The 16,529-nt window shown below is 71.8% G+C and carries 9 protein-coding genes; all 9 read left to right on the top strand.

All coding sequences use genetic code 11. The features are described from left to right. The first annotated feature begins 16 nt into the window (after positions 1-16). Genes FKO37_RS28305 through FKO37_RS28265 form a run of 9 tightly spaced genes read left to right on the top strand, consistent with a single transcriptional unit; the run spans position 17 to position 16,445 of the window. Entirely contained in the window at positions 17-238 is a 222-nt protein-coding gene (locus tag FKO37_RS28305; protein WP_037806251.1) for an MbtH family protein, read from the top strand. After that, positions 235-534, top strand: coding sequence for a hypothetical protein (locus FKO37_RS28300; protein WP_238606456.1), 300 nt, complete (start codon positions 235-237; stop codon positions 532-534). Before FKO37_RS28305 ends, FKO37_RS28300 begins: the two co-directional genes overlap by 4 nt. Further along, positions 527-862 (top strand): hypothetical protein, encoded by a 336-nt coding sequence (locus FKO37_RS28295; protein ID WP_238606455.1) that lies wholly within the window; start codon positions 527-529, stop codon positions 860-862. Before FKO37_RS28300 ends, FKO37_RS28295 begins: the two co-directional genes overlap by 8 nt. Continuing rightward, positions 859-1,833, top strand: a complete 975-nt coding sequence (gene sbnA / locus FKO37_RS28290; RefSeq protein ID WP_238606454.1) for a 2,3-diaminopropionate biosynthesis protein SbnA — start codon at positions 859-861, stop codon at positions 1,831-1,833. Before FKO37_RS28295 ends, sbnA begins: the two co-directional genes overlap by 4 nt. 11 nt (positions 1,834-1,844) lie before the next feature. Then, on the top strand, positions 1,845-2,855 hold the full coding sequence (gene sbnB / locus FKO37_RS28285; RefSeq protein WP_134728261.1) for a 2,3-diaminopropionate biosynthesis protein SbnB: 1,011 nt from the start codon (positions 1,845-1,847) through the stop codon (positions 2,853-2,855). Continuing rightward, complete coding sequence (locus FKO37_RS28280; protein WP_238606453.1) at positions 2,852-6,100, top strand: amino acid adenylation domain-containing protein; 3,249 nt, start codon at positions 2,852-2,854, stop codon at positions 6,098-6,100. The genes sbnB and FKO37_RS28280 overlap by 4 nt, the downstream gene beginning before the upstream one ends. A gap of 3 nt (positions 6,101-6,103) precedes the next feature. Next, positions 6,104-14,701: a non-ribosomal peptide synthetase gene (locus FKO37_RS28275; RefSeq protein WP_238606452.1), complete on the top strand. Its 8,598-nt coding sequence runs from the start codon at positions 6,104-6,106 to the stop codon at positions 14,699-14,701. Further along, entirely contained in the window at positions 14,698-15,660 is a 963-nt protein-coding gene (locus FKO37_RS28270) for an ABC transporter ATP-binding protein (RefSeq protein ID WP_238606451.1), read from the top strand. Before FKO37_RS28275 ends, FKO37_RS28270 begins: the two co-directional genes overlap by 4 nt. Then, entirely contained in the window at positions 15,657-16,445 is a 789-nt protein-coding gene (locus FKO37_RS28265; protein ID WP_051728533.1) for an ABC transporter permease, read from the top strand. The genes FKO37_RS28270 and FKO37_RS28265 overlap by 4 nt, the downstream gene beginning before the upstream one ends. Positions 16,446-16,529 lie beyond the last annotated feature (84 nt).

Genomic DNA, 16,529 nt, shown 5'->3' with positions numbered 1-16,529 from the left:
CGCCGAAGGAGGAACTGTGTTCGAGGACGACGACGAGACCACCATTTACCACGTGGTGGTCAACCACGAGGAGCAGTACTCGATCTGGCCCGCGGACCGGGAAATCCCGGCCGGCTGGCGCGACGAGGGCACCTCGGGCACCAAGAAGGAATGCTTGGCCCACGTGGACGAGGTGTGGACCGACATGCGGCCGTTGAGCCTGCGCAAGCAGATGGCCGCCGAGGCCGCGGCACAGTGAGCGCGGCCGCACTGCCCGGGTACTGCAAAGCCTTTGCGCTGGCCGACTTCCGCCGGTTCCCCGGCTGGGCCGCGGCGGCCGCGCCGGCGCAGGCCGGTCTCGGGGACGACGACCTCGGCTATCTCGGCGACGACTACGCGGTGCGCGCCGATCCGGTGACCGGCGAACCGCTGCTGTTCGGCGGCGACGCCCCCGGATGGCAGGAATTCTGCACCGCCGAGCTGGGTTTCGCGGTGCCCGCCGACCTCGCGGCCGCGGCTGATTCGGAAAACCAAGGAGGACAGCGCAATGGATGAACTGGTGCAGCGCCTTTCGGAGGGCACGCACCCGGTGGCCGTCGGCGGGCCGGTGGCGACGCTGGCCGAACTGCACCGCCGGGTCGACGAGCTGGGCTTCGTGTTCGTGAAGTTCACCGGGACCTCCGGCGGCACCGACCTCGGCGTCCGGCTCGACCGCGAACGCTGCGAGCTCGACGGCGCGGACTTCGCGCAGGGCACCGGCACCGTGCACTTGGAGGGCAGCTTGGTGCTCAACGACGAACCGGTGCGCTGCGTCGCGGACATCGACCTGGCCACACTGAGCGGGACCGGCCGGCTGCTGGCGACGACCGGCGCGGACGCGTGACCGACCACGCGCTGCTCGCGCGGCTGGAGGGGATCGGCGCCGGCTTCGCGCGCACTCCGGTGGCGCGGCTCTCGCACGAGCGGCTGCGGTTGTACGCGAAGCTCGAATTCCAGAACCCGACCGGCAGCGTGAAGGACCGCTCGGCGTACCTGATCCTGCGCCGCGCGGCCGAACGGGGCGAGCTGACGTCGGCCAGCGTGGTGGTGGAGTCCTCGTCCGGGAACTTCGCGATCTCGCTGGCGTCGTTCTGCCGAGCGGCCGGCCTGTCCTTCGTGCCGGTGATCGACCCGAACACCAACCAGTCCACCGAACGGTTCCTGCGCGCGGCGTGCGAGCGGGTGGAGAAGGTGGCCGAACGGGATGAAAGCGGCGGATTCCTGCTCAGCCGGCTGGCCGCGGTGCGCCGGCTGAGGGCGGGCTTGCCGGACGGGTACTGGCCCAACCAGTACGAGAACGCCGACGCCGCGGACGCGCACGAGCTGATGACCGGAGCCGAGCTGTGCGCGGCGCTGGAGCGGATCGACTACGTGTTCGTGGGGGTCGGCACCGGCGCGACGATCGCCGGCGTCGCCCGCTGCGTCAAACGACTGCGGTCGCGGGCGAAGGTGATCGCGGTGGACGCCGAGGGATCGGCGATCTTCGGCAGTCCGCCGCGCGCCCGGCACATCCCGGGGCTCGGCTCGGCGATCCGGCCGCCGATGGTGGACCGGGCCGAGATCGACGACGTGGTGCTCGTCCCGGAGACCGAAACCGTCGCCGCCTGCCACGCCCTGGTGCGCGAACACGGCATCTACGCGGGCGGGTCCACCGGCAGCGTCTACGCCGCGATCGAACGGTACTTCGCCGGGTATCGCGGTCCGGCCCCGGTGGTCGCCATGTTGTGCGCGGACCGGGGCACCGCGTACGCGGACACCGTCTACCGGCCTGGCTGGCTCGCCGAGCGCCTGCCCGAGCCGGTGCTGAGCATCTGAAAGGGATTCCCATGCCCGAGCTGGCGCCGCCCGAATTCACCGTCATCACCGGAAGCGACGCGCGCGAGCACCTCGACGCCGCGCGCCCGCAGTGCGCCGACGTGGTCCGCCGTGCCTACCTCGTCCACGCCGCGGGGGACTCGTCGCTGCCGCACAGCAGTTTCCTGCGGTTCCCGGGGCGCGCGTCCGACCGGATCATCGCGCTGCCCGGATATCTCGGCGGGGAGTTCGACGTCGCGGGGATCAAGTGGATCGCCAGCGTCCCCGGCAACAAGAACCACGGCCTGCCGCGCGCGTCGGCGGTGCTGCTGCTCAACGACCCGGCGACCGGATTCGCCTACGCCTGCATGGAATCCTCGCTGATCTCGGCGACCCGCACGGCCGGATCGGCCGTGCTCGCGGCCGAGGCGCTGACCGGCGGGCGGACCGCCCGCCGGATCGGATTCGTCGGCACCGGCCTGATCGCCGACCACGTGCGCCGGTTCGTCGCCGATCTGTCCTGGGACGTCGGCGGCTACCGGTTGTTCGACACCGACCCGGCGGCCGCGCACCGGTTCGCGGAGCGGCTGCCCGGCTCCGACGTCGTCGTCGCGGACAAGGTGTCCGGAGCCTTCGAAGACTGCGATCTCGTGGTGCTCGCCACCGTCGCGGGCAGCCCGCACCTGCACGATCCGGAGCTGCTCGCGCACCGGCCGACGGTGTTGCACCTGTCGTTGCGCGATCTGAGCGAAGACCTGGTGCTGGGCGTGCAGAATTTCACCGACGACATCGACCACGTGATGCGCGAGCGCACTTCGCTGCACCTGGCGCAGCAGCGGGTCGGGCACCGCGATTTCGTCGCAGGAACCCTCGCCGACGTGCTGAACGGCACGGTCTCCCGCGATCCGGAGCGGGCCGCGGTGTTCTCGCCATTCGGGCTGGGCGTGCTGGACCTCGCGGTCGGCTCCTGGCTCGCCGAGAGGGTGCGCGCGGCAGGCGCCGGGCAGTCCGTCGCGGGCTTCTGCCCGGAGGTCGGCTGGTGACCGGCATCGATCCGGGCGTGGAGCAGGACGTCTTCGTCCTGCCCTCGTCTTACGCGCAGCAGCGGCTGTGGTTCCTCGACCAGCTCGAACCGGGCAGCCCCGCCTACACCGTCCCGATGGCCGTGCGGCTGGCCGGCGAGCTCGACGCCCCGGCACTGCGCCAAGCGCTGCGCACCGTGGCCGGCCGGCACGAAACGCTGCGGACGACGCTGGCCGACATCGACCAGTCCGGCGTGCCGAGCCAGCTCGTGGCCCCGGCCGCCGACGTCGCGCTGCCGGCGATCGACCTGTCCGGCCTGCCCGAGGCGGACCGCGCCGAGGTCGCGGCGCGGCTGGCCGCAGCGGAAGCCACCGCACCGTTCGACCTGGCGACCGGACCGCTGCTGCGGGTCCGCCTGCTCCGTCTCGGCCGTGCCGACCACGTGCTGCTCACCACCATGCACCACGTCATCACCGACGGATGGTCGCTCGGAAACTTCGCCCGGGAGCTCGGCATCTGCTACCAGGCCGCCGTGGCGGGCAGCGAGCCGGAGCTGCCCGAGCTGCCCATCCAGTACGCGGATTACGCGGTGTGGCAACGGGAACAGCTCTCCGGCGCCGCGCTGGAACGCGAACTGGACTACTGGCGCGACCGGCTGGCCGGCGCTCCCGCGCTCCTCGACCTCCCGCTGGACCGCCCGCGCCCGCCGGTGCCTGCGTCGCGGTCCGCGCAGGTCGCCGTGCGCTGGCCGGCCGATCTGCGCGACGGCCTCGCAGCGCTCGGCCACGAGCGCGGGGCCACGCTGTTCATGGTGCTGCTGGCCGGTTTCAGCGCGGTGCTGGCCCGGCACACTGGTTCGCCGGACGTGGTCGTCGGCACCCCGGTCGCCGGTCGCGGCCGTCCGGAGCTCGACGGCATGATCGGCCTGCTGGTCAACACTCTGGCGCTGCGCACGGACGTCTCCGGCGACCCGGGTTTCGCCAGCCTGCTCGATCAGGTGCGGGAGAGCTGCCTCGACGCCTACAGCCACCAGGACCTGCCGTTCGAGCGACTGGTCGAGGCGTTGCGGCCGGAGCGGGACTCTCGGCACAACCCGGTGGTACAGGTGCTTTTCGCGCTGCAGAACACTCCGGCGGCGGACCGGGACTGGCCCGGGCTGCGGTCGGTGCTGTTCCGGCGGGAGCACCGCGGAGGCACGTCGAAGTTCGACCTCAGCCTGTTCGTCACCGAGATCGGTGCGGACGGCCTCGACGTCGTGATCGAATACGACGGAATGTTGTTCGAGCACGCGACGGTCGAACGCCTCACCGGACATCTCCGCACGCTGCTGGAGGCGGCCGTCGCGGATCCCGTCGCGCCGGTGAGCACGCTTCCGATGCTGAGCGCGGCCGAGTTGGACGAAGCGGCGCGGTTGGCCGACGGCGGCCCGGCGGGCAGCCGGACGCCCGTACCCGAGCGGTTCCGCGCCCAGGCGGCCCGCACTCCGGACGCGATCGCCGTGCGGTGCGGGGAAACCGCCGTGACCTACCGGGAATTGGACGAGCGCGCCAACCAGCTGGCCGGGCATTTGCGCGGCCTGGGCGTGCGAGCCGAAACCCCGGTGGCGGTCTGTCTCGACCGCACGCCGGAGCTGGTGATCGCGCTGCTGGCGGTGCTCAAAGCAGGCGGCGGCTACCTGCCGCTGGATCCGGCGTATCCGGCGGAGCGGCTGAACGCGATGCTCTCCGACAGCGGCGCCGAGATCGTCGTGACCCGTGATGCGCTGGCGGGTCGGTGGACCGGCAACGGAATGCGCACGGTCTCAGTCGACGGCGACGCGACGGCTATCGCGGCACAGCCGGCGGACCGTCCGGACGACGCGGTCTCGGGCGCGCAAACCGCATACGTCCTCTATACGTCCGGATCGACCGGCAAGCCGAAGGGCGTGCAGATCAGCCATGCCAACGTAGCGGCGCTGGTGGACTGGGCGAGTTCCGCGTTCCCGCTCGACGGATCGGACGGAATGCTGGCCGCCACGTCGGTGTGTTTCGACCTGTCGGTGTTCGAGATCTTCTTGCCGCTGACCCTCGGCGCGCGCGTCGTGCTCGTCGACAGTGCGCTGGCCATGCTGGACACGCCGCTGCCGGACATCACGCTGGTGAACACCGTGCCGTCTGTGCTCGCGGAAGTGTTGCGGGACGGGGGACTGCCGCCCGGCGCGCGCACGGTCTGCCTTGCCGGAGAACCGCTGCCGGGGTCGCTCGTCGACGCCGCGCACCAGCAGGCGGCCGTCGCAGCGGTGCACAACCTCTACGGGCCCAGCGAGGCCACCACGTACTCGACCGCGGCGCTCGTGCCGGCCGATGCCGAACTGCCGCCGCCGGTCGGGACACCGATCGCCGGAACCCGCGCGTATGTGCTGGACCAGTGGTTGCGGCCGGTGCCGCGGGGCGTCGCCGGGGAGCTGTACCTCGGCGGTGCCGGGGTAGCCCGCGGCTACTTCCGCCGGCCCGGGCTGACCGCGGACCGGTTCGTGCCCGATCCCTTCTCCGCCGAGCCAGGGGATCGGCTGTACCGGACCGGCGATCTCGCCCGGTGGCGCGGCGACGGCGAGCTTTCCTTCCTCGGCCGGCGCGACCACCAGGTCAAGCTGCGCGGGTTTCGGATCGAGCCCGGCGAGGTCGAGGCGGTGCTGCGCGCCCATCCCGCGGTGGCCGAAGCTGCCGTGCTGGTCCGCGAGGACGCTCCCGGCGACCGCCGGCTGGTCGCGTATGCGGTGCCCGGCGGCCCGGTGGCCGAAACCGAGCTGCGGGCGCACTGCGCCGACCGGCTGCCCGCCTTCATGGTGCCTGCCGCGGTCCAGCTGCTCGACCGGTTTCCCTTGAACCCCAACGGGAAACTCGATCGCGGTGCCCTGCCGGCTCCGGCGGGGCGGGACGAAGCGGCAGCCGAAGCGCAGCCGCCCGCCGACGCCGTCGAGGCGGCGGTTGTCCGGGTGTGGGAGGACGTGCTCGGCGTCGCGCCGATCGGGGCGCAGGACAACTTCTTCGCGCTCGGCGGCCATTCGCTGCTCGCGACGCAGGTCGCGGCCCGGCTGCGCGCGGACTTCGCGGTGGACCTGCCGTTGCGTGCTCTGTTCGACGCGCCGACTCCTGCCCGTCTGGCGCGCGCTCTCGCAGCGGCCGAGCCCGCGGCGGGACACGTCGCCGCGGTCGCCGAACTCCGCGGCCAGATCGACGCGCTGTCGCTCGAGGAGATCCTCGCGCAGCTGGAAGACGGCGAGTAGCCGATGACCGACCAGCACGTTCCCGACGCCCGGGCCGCGGAGGCCAAGCAGCGGCTGCTGGCGCGGCTGCTGCGCGAGCGGGGCATCGCGCTGCCCGACCCGGACCGGATCGTCCCGGCCGGCCGCACCGACGATCTGCCGCTCTCGTTCGCGCAGCAGCGGATGTGGTTCCTGGACCAGGTCGAGCCCGGACAGTCCACTTACCACATCGCGATGAGCGCCCGGATCGACGGACCGCTGCGGGCCGGCTCGCTGCGAGCGGGCCTGGAGTCCGTCCTCGCCCGGCACGACGCCCTGCGGTCGGCGTTCCACAGCAGAGAAGGCCTGGTGCGCCAGTCGGTCCGGCCTGCCGTGCCGACACCGATGTCGGCGGTGGACCTCTCCGGGCTGCCTTCGGCGGAGGCCGAGCGGGTGCTGCCCGGCCTGGCTGCCCGGGCCGCGCAGGCGCCGTTCGACCTGACCCGTCCGCCGCTGCTGCGGCTGACCCTTTTCCGGGTCTCCGCCCGCGACCATGTGATGGTGCTGGCGACCCACCACATCGTCAGCGACGGCTGGTCTCTCGGCGTGCTGGTGCGCGAACTGGGCGAGGTGTACCTGGCGCGCGCCGAGGGCCGTCCGCCCGCGCTCGCGGCGCTGCCGGTGCAATACCAGGATTACGCGGCCTGGCAACGGGACCGGCTGGCAGGCGACTGGATCGAAGGCGAGGTCGCCTGGTGGCGCGAAGAACTCGCCGGCGCGCCGGATCTCGCCGATCTGCCCGCGGACTTCCCTCGGCCCCCGGTGCAGAGCTTCCGCGGCGCGACAGTCGCGTTCACCTGGCCCGGCGAGCTGGTCGAGCGGCTGCACGCACTTGCCCGCAGCCAGGACGCGACGCTCTTCATGGTGCTGCTGGCCGGTTTCTCGGCGGCGCTGGCGCGCTACACGCGGCAAGACGACGTGGTGGTCGGCACCCCGGTGGCAGGCCGCACGCGGTCCGAACTGGCCGGGTTGATCGGATTGTTCGTCAACACGCTCGCACTGCGCACCCGGTGCGACGACTCCGCGGATTTCCGATCGCTGCTCGCGCGGGTGCGGCGTACGTGCCTCGACGCGTTTTCCCACCAGGACCTGCCTTTTGAACGCCTGGTCGAGGCGTTGCGTCCGGACCGTTCGCTCAGCTACAGCCCGCTGGTGCAGGTGTTCTTCGACGTGCAGAACACGCCCGGAGGAGAGGTCGAGTGGCCGGGGCTGCGGCTTCGTCCCTTCGCCGGCGGGGAGGCGTTGCTCGGCACCACCGCGAAATTCGACCTCAGCATGTCGTTGCGCGAGACGCCGGACGGCCTCGAAGGCACGCTGGAGTACAACACCGATCTGTTCGCCGCCGGCACCGTGCAGCGGATGGCCGAGCATTGCCGGAACTTGCTGTCCGAGGCAGTCGCCCGCCCCGCGGAGCCGATGCGGAGCCTGTCGATGCTGGCCCCGGGCGAGCGGACGCGCGCCCTCGCCGCGGCGCGTCCGGACCGGCCCGTCCGACCTGGACGGTCGCTGCACGAACTCGTCGAGCAGCACGCCGCACTTCGCCCGGACGCCGTCGCGGTGACCGGCGACGGCCGGACTCTGACCTACGCCGCGCTCAACGCCGCGGCGAACCGGCTGGCGCGTGCGTTGCGCGAGCGCGGGGCCGGGCCGGAAACCCGGGTCGGCGTGCTGCTGCGCCGGTCCCCGGACCTGATCGTCGCGGTGCTCGCCGTGCTCAAGGCCGGCGCCGCGTACGTCCCGGTGGATCCGGACCACCCGCGGGAACGGCAGGCGATGCTGCTCTCCGACGCGGGCGCGGACTTGCTGATCGCCGAGGAAGCGCTGAGTGACTTCCCGCTGGTCCGGCCGCGAGCACCCGAGCACTCCGCCGGTAACCTGCCGGGCCGCGCGAAGCCGGGCAATCTTGCGTACGTGGTTTATACCTCCGGCTCGACCGGGCGCCCGAAGGGCGTGCAGGTGACCCATCGAAATCTCGCTTCCGCCATCGAGGCTTGGCACGCTGCCTATGACCTCGTCCCGGACGACCGTCACCTGCAAATGGCCAGCGCCGCCTTCGACGTCTTCACCGGCGATGTGGCCCGCGCGCTCGGCTCGGGTGCGACCCTCGTGCTCTGCCCGCGGGATCTGCTGCTGGAGCCGGCTTCGCTCGCCGAGTCGACGGACGCGCACGGCATCACCTGCGCGGAATTCGTCCCCGTCGTGCTCCGGCACGTCGCCGCCGCCCTGCGCGGCCGACGGCTCGGCGCCCTGCGGTTGCTGATCTCCGGCGCGGACGCGTGGCCTGCGCAGGAGTACGCGCGTGCGCGGGAGATCGTCGGACCGGGCGGCCGGGTGGTGAATTCCTACGGGGTCACCGAAGCGACCATCGACAACACCTGGTTCGAGTCGGACTCCGGGCCGGAAGGCGCGCTCACCCCGATCGGCGGTCCGCTCGGGCACAGCCGGACGCACGTGCTGGACCGCCACGGCAACCCGGTTCCGCCGGGGGTGCCGGGGGAACTGTTCCTCGGCGGCGACGCAGTGGCTCGCGGCTACCTCGGCCGGCCAGGCCTCACCGCCGCCCGGTTCGTCCCGGACCCGTTCGGCGAGCCCGGCACCCGGTTCTACCGCACTGGCGATCTCGTGCGCCGGAACGCCCGCGGCGACCTCGAATTCCTCGGCCGGGCCGACCATCAGGTCAAGATCCGCGGGCACCGGGTCGAACCCGGCGAGGTCGAGGCGGTGCTCGATGCCCACCCAGCGGTTTCCGGCTCCGTCGTCGTCGCGCGCGCCGAGTCAGGGGCCGACGCCCGGCTGGTCGGCTACGTCGTGGCCGCACCCGGTGCCGAACGCGGCGGTCTCGCGGAGACACTGAGGGCACACGCGGCGCAGAGCCTGCCGCCCTATCTCGTGCCTTCGGCAATTGTGCTGCTGGACCGGATGCCGTTGAGCGCCAACGGAAAGGTGGATCGCCAGGCGTTGCCCGCACCGCCCGCTCCCGAGTCCGCCCCGGTGCGCACCGCTCCGGCGACGCCTGCCGAGCAGGCGGTCGCGCAGGCGTGGGCCGAGGTGCTCGGCCTCGACACGGTCGGCGCGGAGGACAACTTCTTCTCCCTCGGCGGCGACTCGATCGTGAGCCTGCAGGTGGTCGCCCGGATCCGCGCCGCGGGCTGGGCCGTGACACCGAAGCAGGTGTTCGAACATCAGACGGTGCGGGCGCTCGCCTCCGCCGCACGGGAGATCGCGGAGACCGATGTCCAGCAGGCAGAACAGGGTGTGGTGACCGGCCCGGTGCCGCTGACGCCGATCCAGCTCGCCATGCTGACCGAGCAGCGCCCGCCGGTGCCGGACCACTACAACCAGGCCGTTCTGCTGCGGGCGCGCCGCCCGGCGCCGCCGTCGGCCGTGGAAGCGGCGCTGCGCGAACTGTTGCGGCACCACGACGCCCTGCGGCTGCGCGTCGAGCGGGCCGGCTCGGGCTGGCGGCAGGAACAGGCCGGGCTCTCCGGGATCCCGGAGCGGATTCTGACTGTGGAGGACCTTCGCGCGGTTCCGGAAGCCGACCGGCCTGCCCGGATCGCGGCATCGGCGGAACGCGCGCAAACCAGCCTCGACCTCGCGGCCGGCCGGCTGGTCGCCGCGGTCTATTTCGACCTCGGACCGGACGACTGCCGCCTGCTGGTGGTGGTGCACCACGTCGCGGTGGACGGTGTGTCCTGGCGCATCCTGCTCGAAGACCTCGAAGCGGTGATGGCGCGGGGTGCGTCCGCGCTGCCGCCGAAAACGACCTCGTTCCGCGAGTGGGCACACCACCTGCGCCGCCGCGCGCGGAGCTCGGAGATACGCGGGGAAGCGGACTACTGGGCCGGACTCGCCGGCACCGCGGCGATTCCGCTCGACCTGCCGTCCGCCGAACCGCCCACTGTGTCCACAGTGGACGTTGTGCGCACGAGGTTCGGCGCCGACGAGACGGCCGCCCTGCTGCGCGAAGTGCCGCAGGCATATCGGACCCGGGTCAATGACGTCCTGCTCGCCGCGCTGGGACAGGCGCTGGGCGAGTGGCTCGACTCGTCGCGGGTGCTCGTCGAGCTGGAAAGCCACGGCCGCGACGCCGCACCCGACGACCTCGACCTGTCGCGCACGGTGGGCTGGTTCACCAGCTTCCACCCGGTGCTGCTCGAGCTGAGTTCGGACGACGATCCGGGCGCGCTCCTGAAGCGGGTCAAAGAAGCGCAGCGCGCGGTGCCGCGCGGTGGCATCGGCTACGGGCTGCTGCGCTACCTCGACGGCACGCCGGAGCTCCGCGCCGCGCACCGCCCGCAGGTCGCGTTCAACTACCTGGGCCAGTTCGACAGCTCGTTCCAGCCCGGCTCATGGTGGGAGCCCGCGCCGGAACCGGCCGGGCGGATGCACGACCCGAACGAGCCGAGGGAGAACCTGCTCGACGTCACGGCCGCGGTCAGCGGCGGACAGCTCGAAGTCGCCTGGGGCTACAGCACCACCGTGCACCGCCCGGAAACGATCGAAGCGCTCGCCGCTTCCTTCGCCGACCGCCTGCGCGCCCTCGTCGCACACTGCTGTGCGCCGGGGACCGGCGGCTGGACGCCGTCCGATTTCCCGCTGTCCGCCTTGGACCAGGAAGCACTCGACCGGGCGCTGGCCGGCATGGACGGCGTCGCGGACGTCTACCCGCTGACCCCGATGCAGGAAGGCATGGTCTTCCACAGCGAACAGGGCGGCGGGCTTTACGTCGAACAGTTCACCTGCCGCCTCGAAGGCCCGTTGGACCCGGCAGCGCTGCGCGCGGCGTGGGAAGCGGTCGTGCAGCGGCACCCGGTGCTGCGGACTTCCGTGCACTGGTCGGGTCTGCCCGCTCCGGTGCAAGTGGTGCACGACTCGGTCTGTCCGGAGTGGACGGAGCTGGACTGGCGCGACACGCTCTCCTCCGAGCACCAACGCCGGCTCGACCAGTTCCTGGCGGACGACCGCGCACGCGGGTTCGCGCTGGACCGCCCGCCGTTGTCGCGCTTCGCGCTGATCCGTCTCGCAGCCGACGACCACCGGTTCGTCTTCAGCCATCATCACCTGTTGCTGGACGGCTGGTCCTTCCCGAGAGTCACCGGCGAGGCATTCCAGAGATACGAGGCCGCGGTCCGCGGCGTGCCGGCGGAACTCGCGCCCGCGCGGCCGTTCCGCGATTATCTGGGCTGGCTCGGCGAGCAGGATCCGGCGCGAGCGGAGTCGTACTGGCGCGAGCTGATGGCCGGCTACCGGCCGCCGGCCGAGACCGGCCGCGAGAACGGCGGGGAACCGGGTTGCCAGGAAGCCGAGCTCCCGGCGGCATCGACCAGCAAGCTCGCCGAACTCGCGAGGCGTTGCCACGTCACCCTCAACACCGTGGTGCAAGCGGCGTGGGCAGTGCTCACCGCGCTGCGGCTCGGCTCCGACGACGTGGTGTTCGGCATGACGGTTTCCGGGCGTCCGCCGGAATTGCCCGGCGCGGACGACATCGTGGGCCTGCTGATCAACACCGTGCCGGTCCGGGCGGTCCTCCGGACCGGGCAGCCAGTCGGCGAGTGGCTTTCCGACGTCCAGCGGCAGCTCACCGAATCGCGCCAGCACGAGCACACGCCGCTGGCCCGCATCCACGCTCTCAGCGAGGCGCCGCGGGCCCGTGCGTTGTTCGACAGCGCGGTCGTGTTCGAGAACTATCCCGCGTCTCGCACCGGCAGCGATGACGAGACCGGTCTGCGCGTCCGTGACGTGCGGACCGACGCGCAGACCAACTATCCGCTGACTCTCGCCGCAGCACCGGGCGAGGAACTGCGACTGCAGCTGTGGCACGAGCGAGGGCGCTTCGACGGCGACGCGGCACGAACGCTGCTGGACCGGCTTGTCCGGATTCTCGACGGCATGGCCGAGGCGCCCGATGCGCCGGTGGAGAACCTGATGGCGCTCCCGGCCGACCAGCGCCGGATCATCCTGGAACAGTGGGGCCGGACGCCGGGCAGGCCGCCTGCCGGCCAGTGCGTGCACGAGCTGTTCGCCGGCCAAGCGGCCCGCACCCCGGACGCGCCCGCCCTGCGGCACCGGGGCGGAACGGTCACCTACCGGGAGCTGGACGAACGGGCGAACCGCCTGGCGCACTGGCTGCGGGCGGCCGGGGTCGGCCCCGAAGACCGGGTCGCCCTGCTCCAGCAACGCGGAGTGGAGCTGATCGTTTCGACGCTGGCGGTGCTCAAGGCCGGCGGCGCGTACGTTCCGCTGGACGCCCGCAGTCCCGACGACCGGCTGGCCGCGATGGTCCGCCGCTGTGCGGTGAAAGCCGTCCTCACTGACCGAGCCTCGGCGGCCCGGAACGTCGCCGGATCCGCCGCGGTGCGCGTGGTCGACACGGCAGCGGAGCGGACCGATTTCCCCGTGGCCGCACCGGATCTTCCGGTGCACCCGGCCGGCCTCGCCTATGTGATGCACACGTCCGGTTCCACGGGCGCGCCGAAGGGCGTCGCCGTCACGCACGCGGACGTCGTGGCTCTGGCCGCCGACTCGTCCTGGGCCGATGGCCATCGGCGGGTCCTTTTCCACTCGCCGCACGCATTCGACGCGGTCACCTACGAGGTCTGGGCGCCGCTGCTGTCCGGCGGCGAAGTAGTCGTCGCGCCGGCCGGCGACCTCACCATCGACGACCTGGGCGAACTCGTCGCCGAGCACCAGGTGACCGCGGCTTTCCTGACCTCCGGGCTGTTCCGCGTGCTTGCCGACGCCGCACCGTCCGCGCTGGCCGGTCTTCGCGAACTGTGGACCGGCGGCGACGCGGTGCCCGCCGACGCCGTGCGCCGCGTGCTGGCCGCATGCCCCGGCCTCGCGGTGACGGACGTCTACGGGCCGACCGAAACCACGACCTTCGCCACTCGGTTCCGGATGACCGACAGCGAGACCGTGCCGTCGCCGGTCCCGATCGGCCGTCCGCTGGACGGCATGGCCGTGCGAGTTCTCGACACGCGGCTGCGGCTGGCGCCGCCCGGCTCGGTCGGCGAATTGTTCGTCGCCGGCGCGGGGGTGGCCCGCGGCTACCTCGGCCAGTCCGGCATGACCGCCGACCGGTTCCTGCCGGACCCGTTCGGCGAACCGGGCTCTCGCATGTACCGGACCGGCGACCTGGTGCGTTGGACCGCAGGCGGCGTGCTGGACTTCGTCGGCCGGACGGACGACCAGGTCAAGATCCGCGGCTTCCGGGTCGAGGTCGGCGAAATCGAAGCGGTGCTGCGCGCACACCCCTCGGTCCGGGAGGCGCTCGTCGTCGCGCACCGAGACGAACGGGCAGGCTGGCGCCTCGTCGCGTACGTCGTGGGCGACAGCGATGCGGACGACTTGGGGGCGCACTGCCGCTCGGCGCTGCCGGACTACCTGGTCCCCTCAGCAGTGCTGACCCTGGGCGAACTTCCGTTGACACGCAACGGAAAAATCGACCGGGACGCGCTGCCCGCGCCGGTCGGTCCGACGCTCGCGGCGGAGCACGTCCCGCCGCAAACCCCTGTGCAGGCAGTGATCGCCGCGGTCTGGCAGGACGTGCTGGGAGTCCCGCGCATCGGCGCGCACGACAACTTCTTCGACGCGGGCGGGCATTCCATGGTCGCGCTGCGGCTGGTGGGGGAGTTGCGCCGGATTCTCGGCCGCGCAGTGTCGCTGGCCGACCTGTACGGCAACCCGACGCCCGCGGAACTCGCCGAGGCACTGGAGCAAACGCGCGAGGGCTGGCCGCGCTCGATTATCACGTTGCGCGCCGGAACCGCCGAGCCACCGCTGTTCTGCATGCACCCGAAGAACGGAACCGTCTTCTGCTTCACCTCGCTGGCCCGCGTACTGCCCGGGGAAAGCCCGGTCTACGGCGTGCAAGCGCACTCCCTCGAACTGGCGCGCGCACCGCACGAATCGATCGAGGAGATGGCTGCCGCGTATGTGGCGGACATCCGGAAGGTGCAGCCGGAGGGCGCGTATCACCTGTGCGGATACTCGCTCGGCGGCCTGATCGCGTACGAGATGGCCCGGCAATTGCGCGCGGCCGGGCACGAGGTGGCGCGTCTGGTTCTGCTCGACAGCAGTCCCGACCTCGGGCCGGACTTCCCGTCTCTCGCCGAGTTCGAGGCGATGGACGACGTGCGATTCCTCGCAAGCGAGTTCGCCGAACACCTGCCAGTGACCGAAGCGCGGTTGCGCGCGCTGCCCGAGGACGAACGGCTGCCGCACGTGGTCGCGCTGGCCGACGAAGCGGGTCTGCTGGCCGAGCACATGGACCTGCGCACGATGCGCCAGTACGTGGACATCGCCCGCGCGCACACGCGAGCTGCGCTGGCCTACCGTCCCCGACCCCACGCCGGAGCGGCGTTGCTGCTGCGCTGCGCCGACCCGGACGAACCGCCGGACAGCGATCCGGCGTGGGGCTGGGGCGAGCTGGCCCGCGGCGGCCTCGAGGTCCGGCTGGTGCCGGGCAGCCATCTGACCATGCTCGACCCGCCGCACGTCGCGGCACTGGCCGAGCACCTGCGCACTCCGCCGGCCGGCGGACGGCCCCCCAGCGAGAACGGACAGGCGATGCGGACATGACTTCCGAGAGCGGCAAGGCCGTCGAGGTGACCGGGCTGACCAAGGTCTACCGCGCCGGATCGGGAACGCGCCGGGTGGTCGACGGTCTGCACCTGGCCATCGAGCACGGCCAGGTGCTCGGCCTGCTCGGCGTGAACGGGGCGGGCAAGACGACCACCATCAAGATGATCTGCGGGCTGGTCACCCCCACCTCGGGCGAGTTGCGCGTGAACGGCTGCGACGTGCGCCGCTCGCGGCGGCGCGCGATGGCGCAGATCGGTGCGGTGCTGGAAGGCACCCGCAACATCTACTGGCAGCTCTCGGCATGGGAGAACCTTCGGTACTTCGCCCGGCTCAAGGGTTGCCGGGGCACGGCCTGGCGGGAGCGAGCCGAGCAGCTGCTGCGCGACCTGGAGCTGTGGGAGCGCAGGCACGAGCCGGTCACCCGGTTTTCCCGCGGCATGCAGCAAAAAGTGGCGATCGCCTGCGCGCTGATCGGCGACCCGCCGGTGATCCTGCTCGACGAGCCGACGCTCGGACTGGACGCGCAGGCCTCGCGCACCGTGCGGCTCTGGGTGGACCGGCTGGCCCGAGAGGAGGGCCGCACCGTGCTGCTCACCTCGCACCAGCTGGAGGTCGTCCAGGACCTGTGCGACCGGGTGGCGGTGATCCACCAGGGCCGGATGCTGATCGACAAGCCGGTGAAGGAACTGCTGGCGCTGTTCGGCAAGGACAGCTACGAAATCCGGCTGGGCGGGCATCTCGACGCCCGCGAACCGGCCTGGCGGGACCTGGAGGTCACCGCGCGGGACGGCGAGATCACCCTCTCCGGCGAGATCAACGACCAGGAGGAACTACACGAACTCCTGGCGCACGCGCGCAGCCGGTCGCTGACCGTGCTCGGGATCAATCGCCTCGAGCCGACACTGGAGGAAGTCTTCTTGCGAGTGGTCCAGGACGAGCAGGAGCTGCGACGATGAGCGCGGCGGTGCACGTGGTGCTGGCCGAGGCGCGCAAAGGCCTGCGCGTCAACTGGTACTACAAGTTCAACATGGTGATGCAACTCGTCACGCTCACTGCGATCTTCCTTTTCCTGGTGTTCTTCCTCGGCCACGGTTCGATGGACCCCGGGCAGCTCACCTCGGCCCTGCTGGGCTACGTGGTGTGGTTCTACGCCGTCAACATGGTCAGCTGGGTGGGCATCGATCTGGTCAGCGAGGCGCAGACCGGCACGCTGGAACAGATGTGCATGTCGGTGAGCCAGCCGGAACTGCTGCTGGTCGGCAGGGCGGTCGCGGCGCTGGTCACCACCACCGGACTGGTCGCCGTGCTCGACTTGGTGCTGCTCGCGAGTTTCGGCGTGTCCGTCCCGGTGTCCGGCGGCGGCTTGCTGATGCTCGCCCTGACCTTGACCGGCCTGTTCGGCTTCGGCCTGATGATCGGCGGTGCGATGCTGGTCTTCAAGCACGTCGGGGCGCTCGCGAACCTGATGATCAACATGATCATCTTCACCAACGGCACGCTGCTGCCGGTGGACGAGTTCCCGCGCTGGCTCACCACGATCGCCAACAGCCTGCCCAGCACGCAAGGGGTCACCATGCTCCGCGAATCGGTGCTGCAGGGCCGGTCGCTGGCCGCGATGTGGTCCGACGGCGGACTGCCCGGGCTGCTCCTGAACACCGGGATCTACCTCGGGCTCGGCGTGCTGGTGTTCGAGGTGGGCATCCGCAGGGCACGGGTGCGCGGGTCGCTCGGCCAGTACTGAGCGGAGCTCCCGAACGGCGCCGCAGGGGCCGGAGCGGAACCGTTCGCCGCCCCGCCCCGCATCCCGTCTCGGTGCGCAGCGATC

The sequence above is a fragment of the Amycolatopsis sp. Poz14 genome, from assembly GCF_006704225.1.
Lineage (GTDB): Bacteria > Actinomycetota > Actinomycetes > Mycobacteriales > Pseudonocardiaceae > Amycolatopsis > Amycolatopsis nivea.
This window is presented reverse-complemented; position numbering and strand designations above follow the sequence as displayed.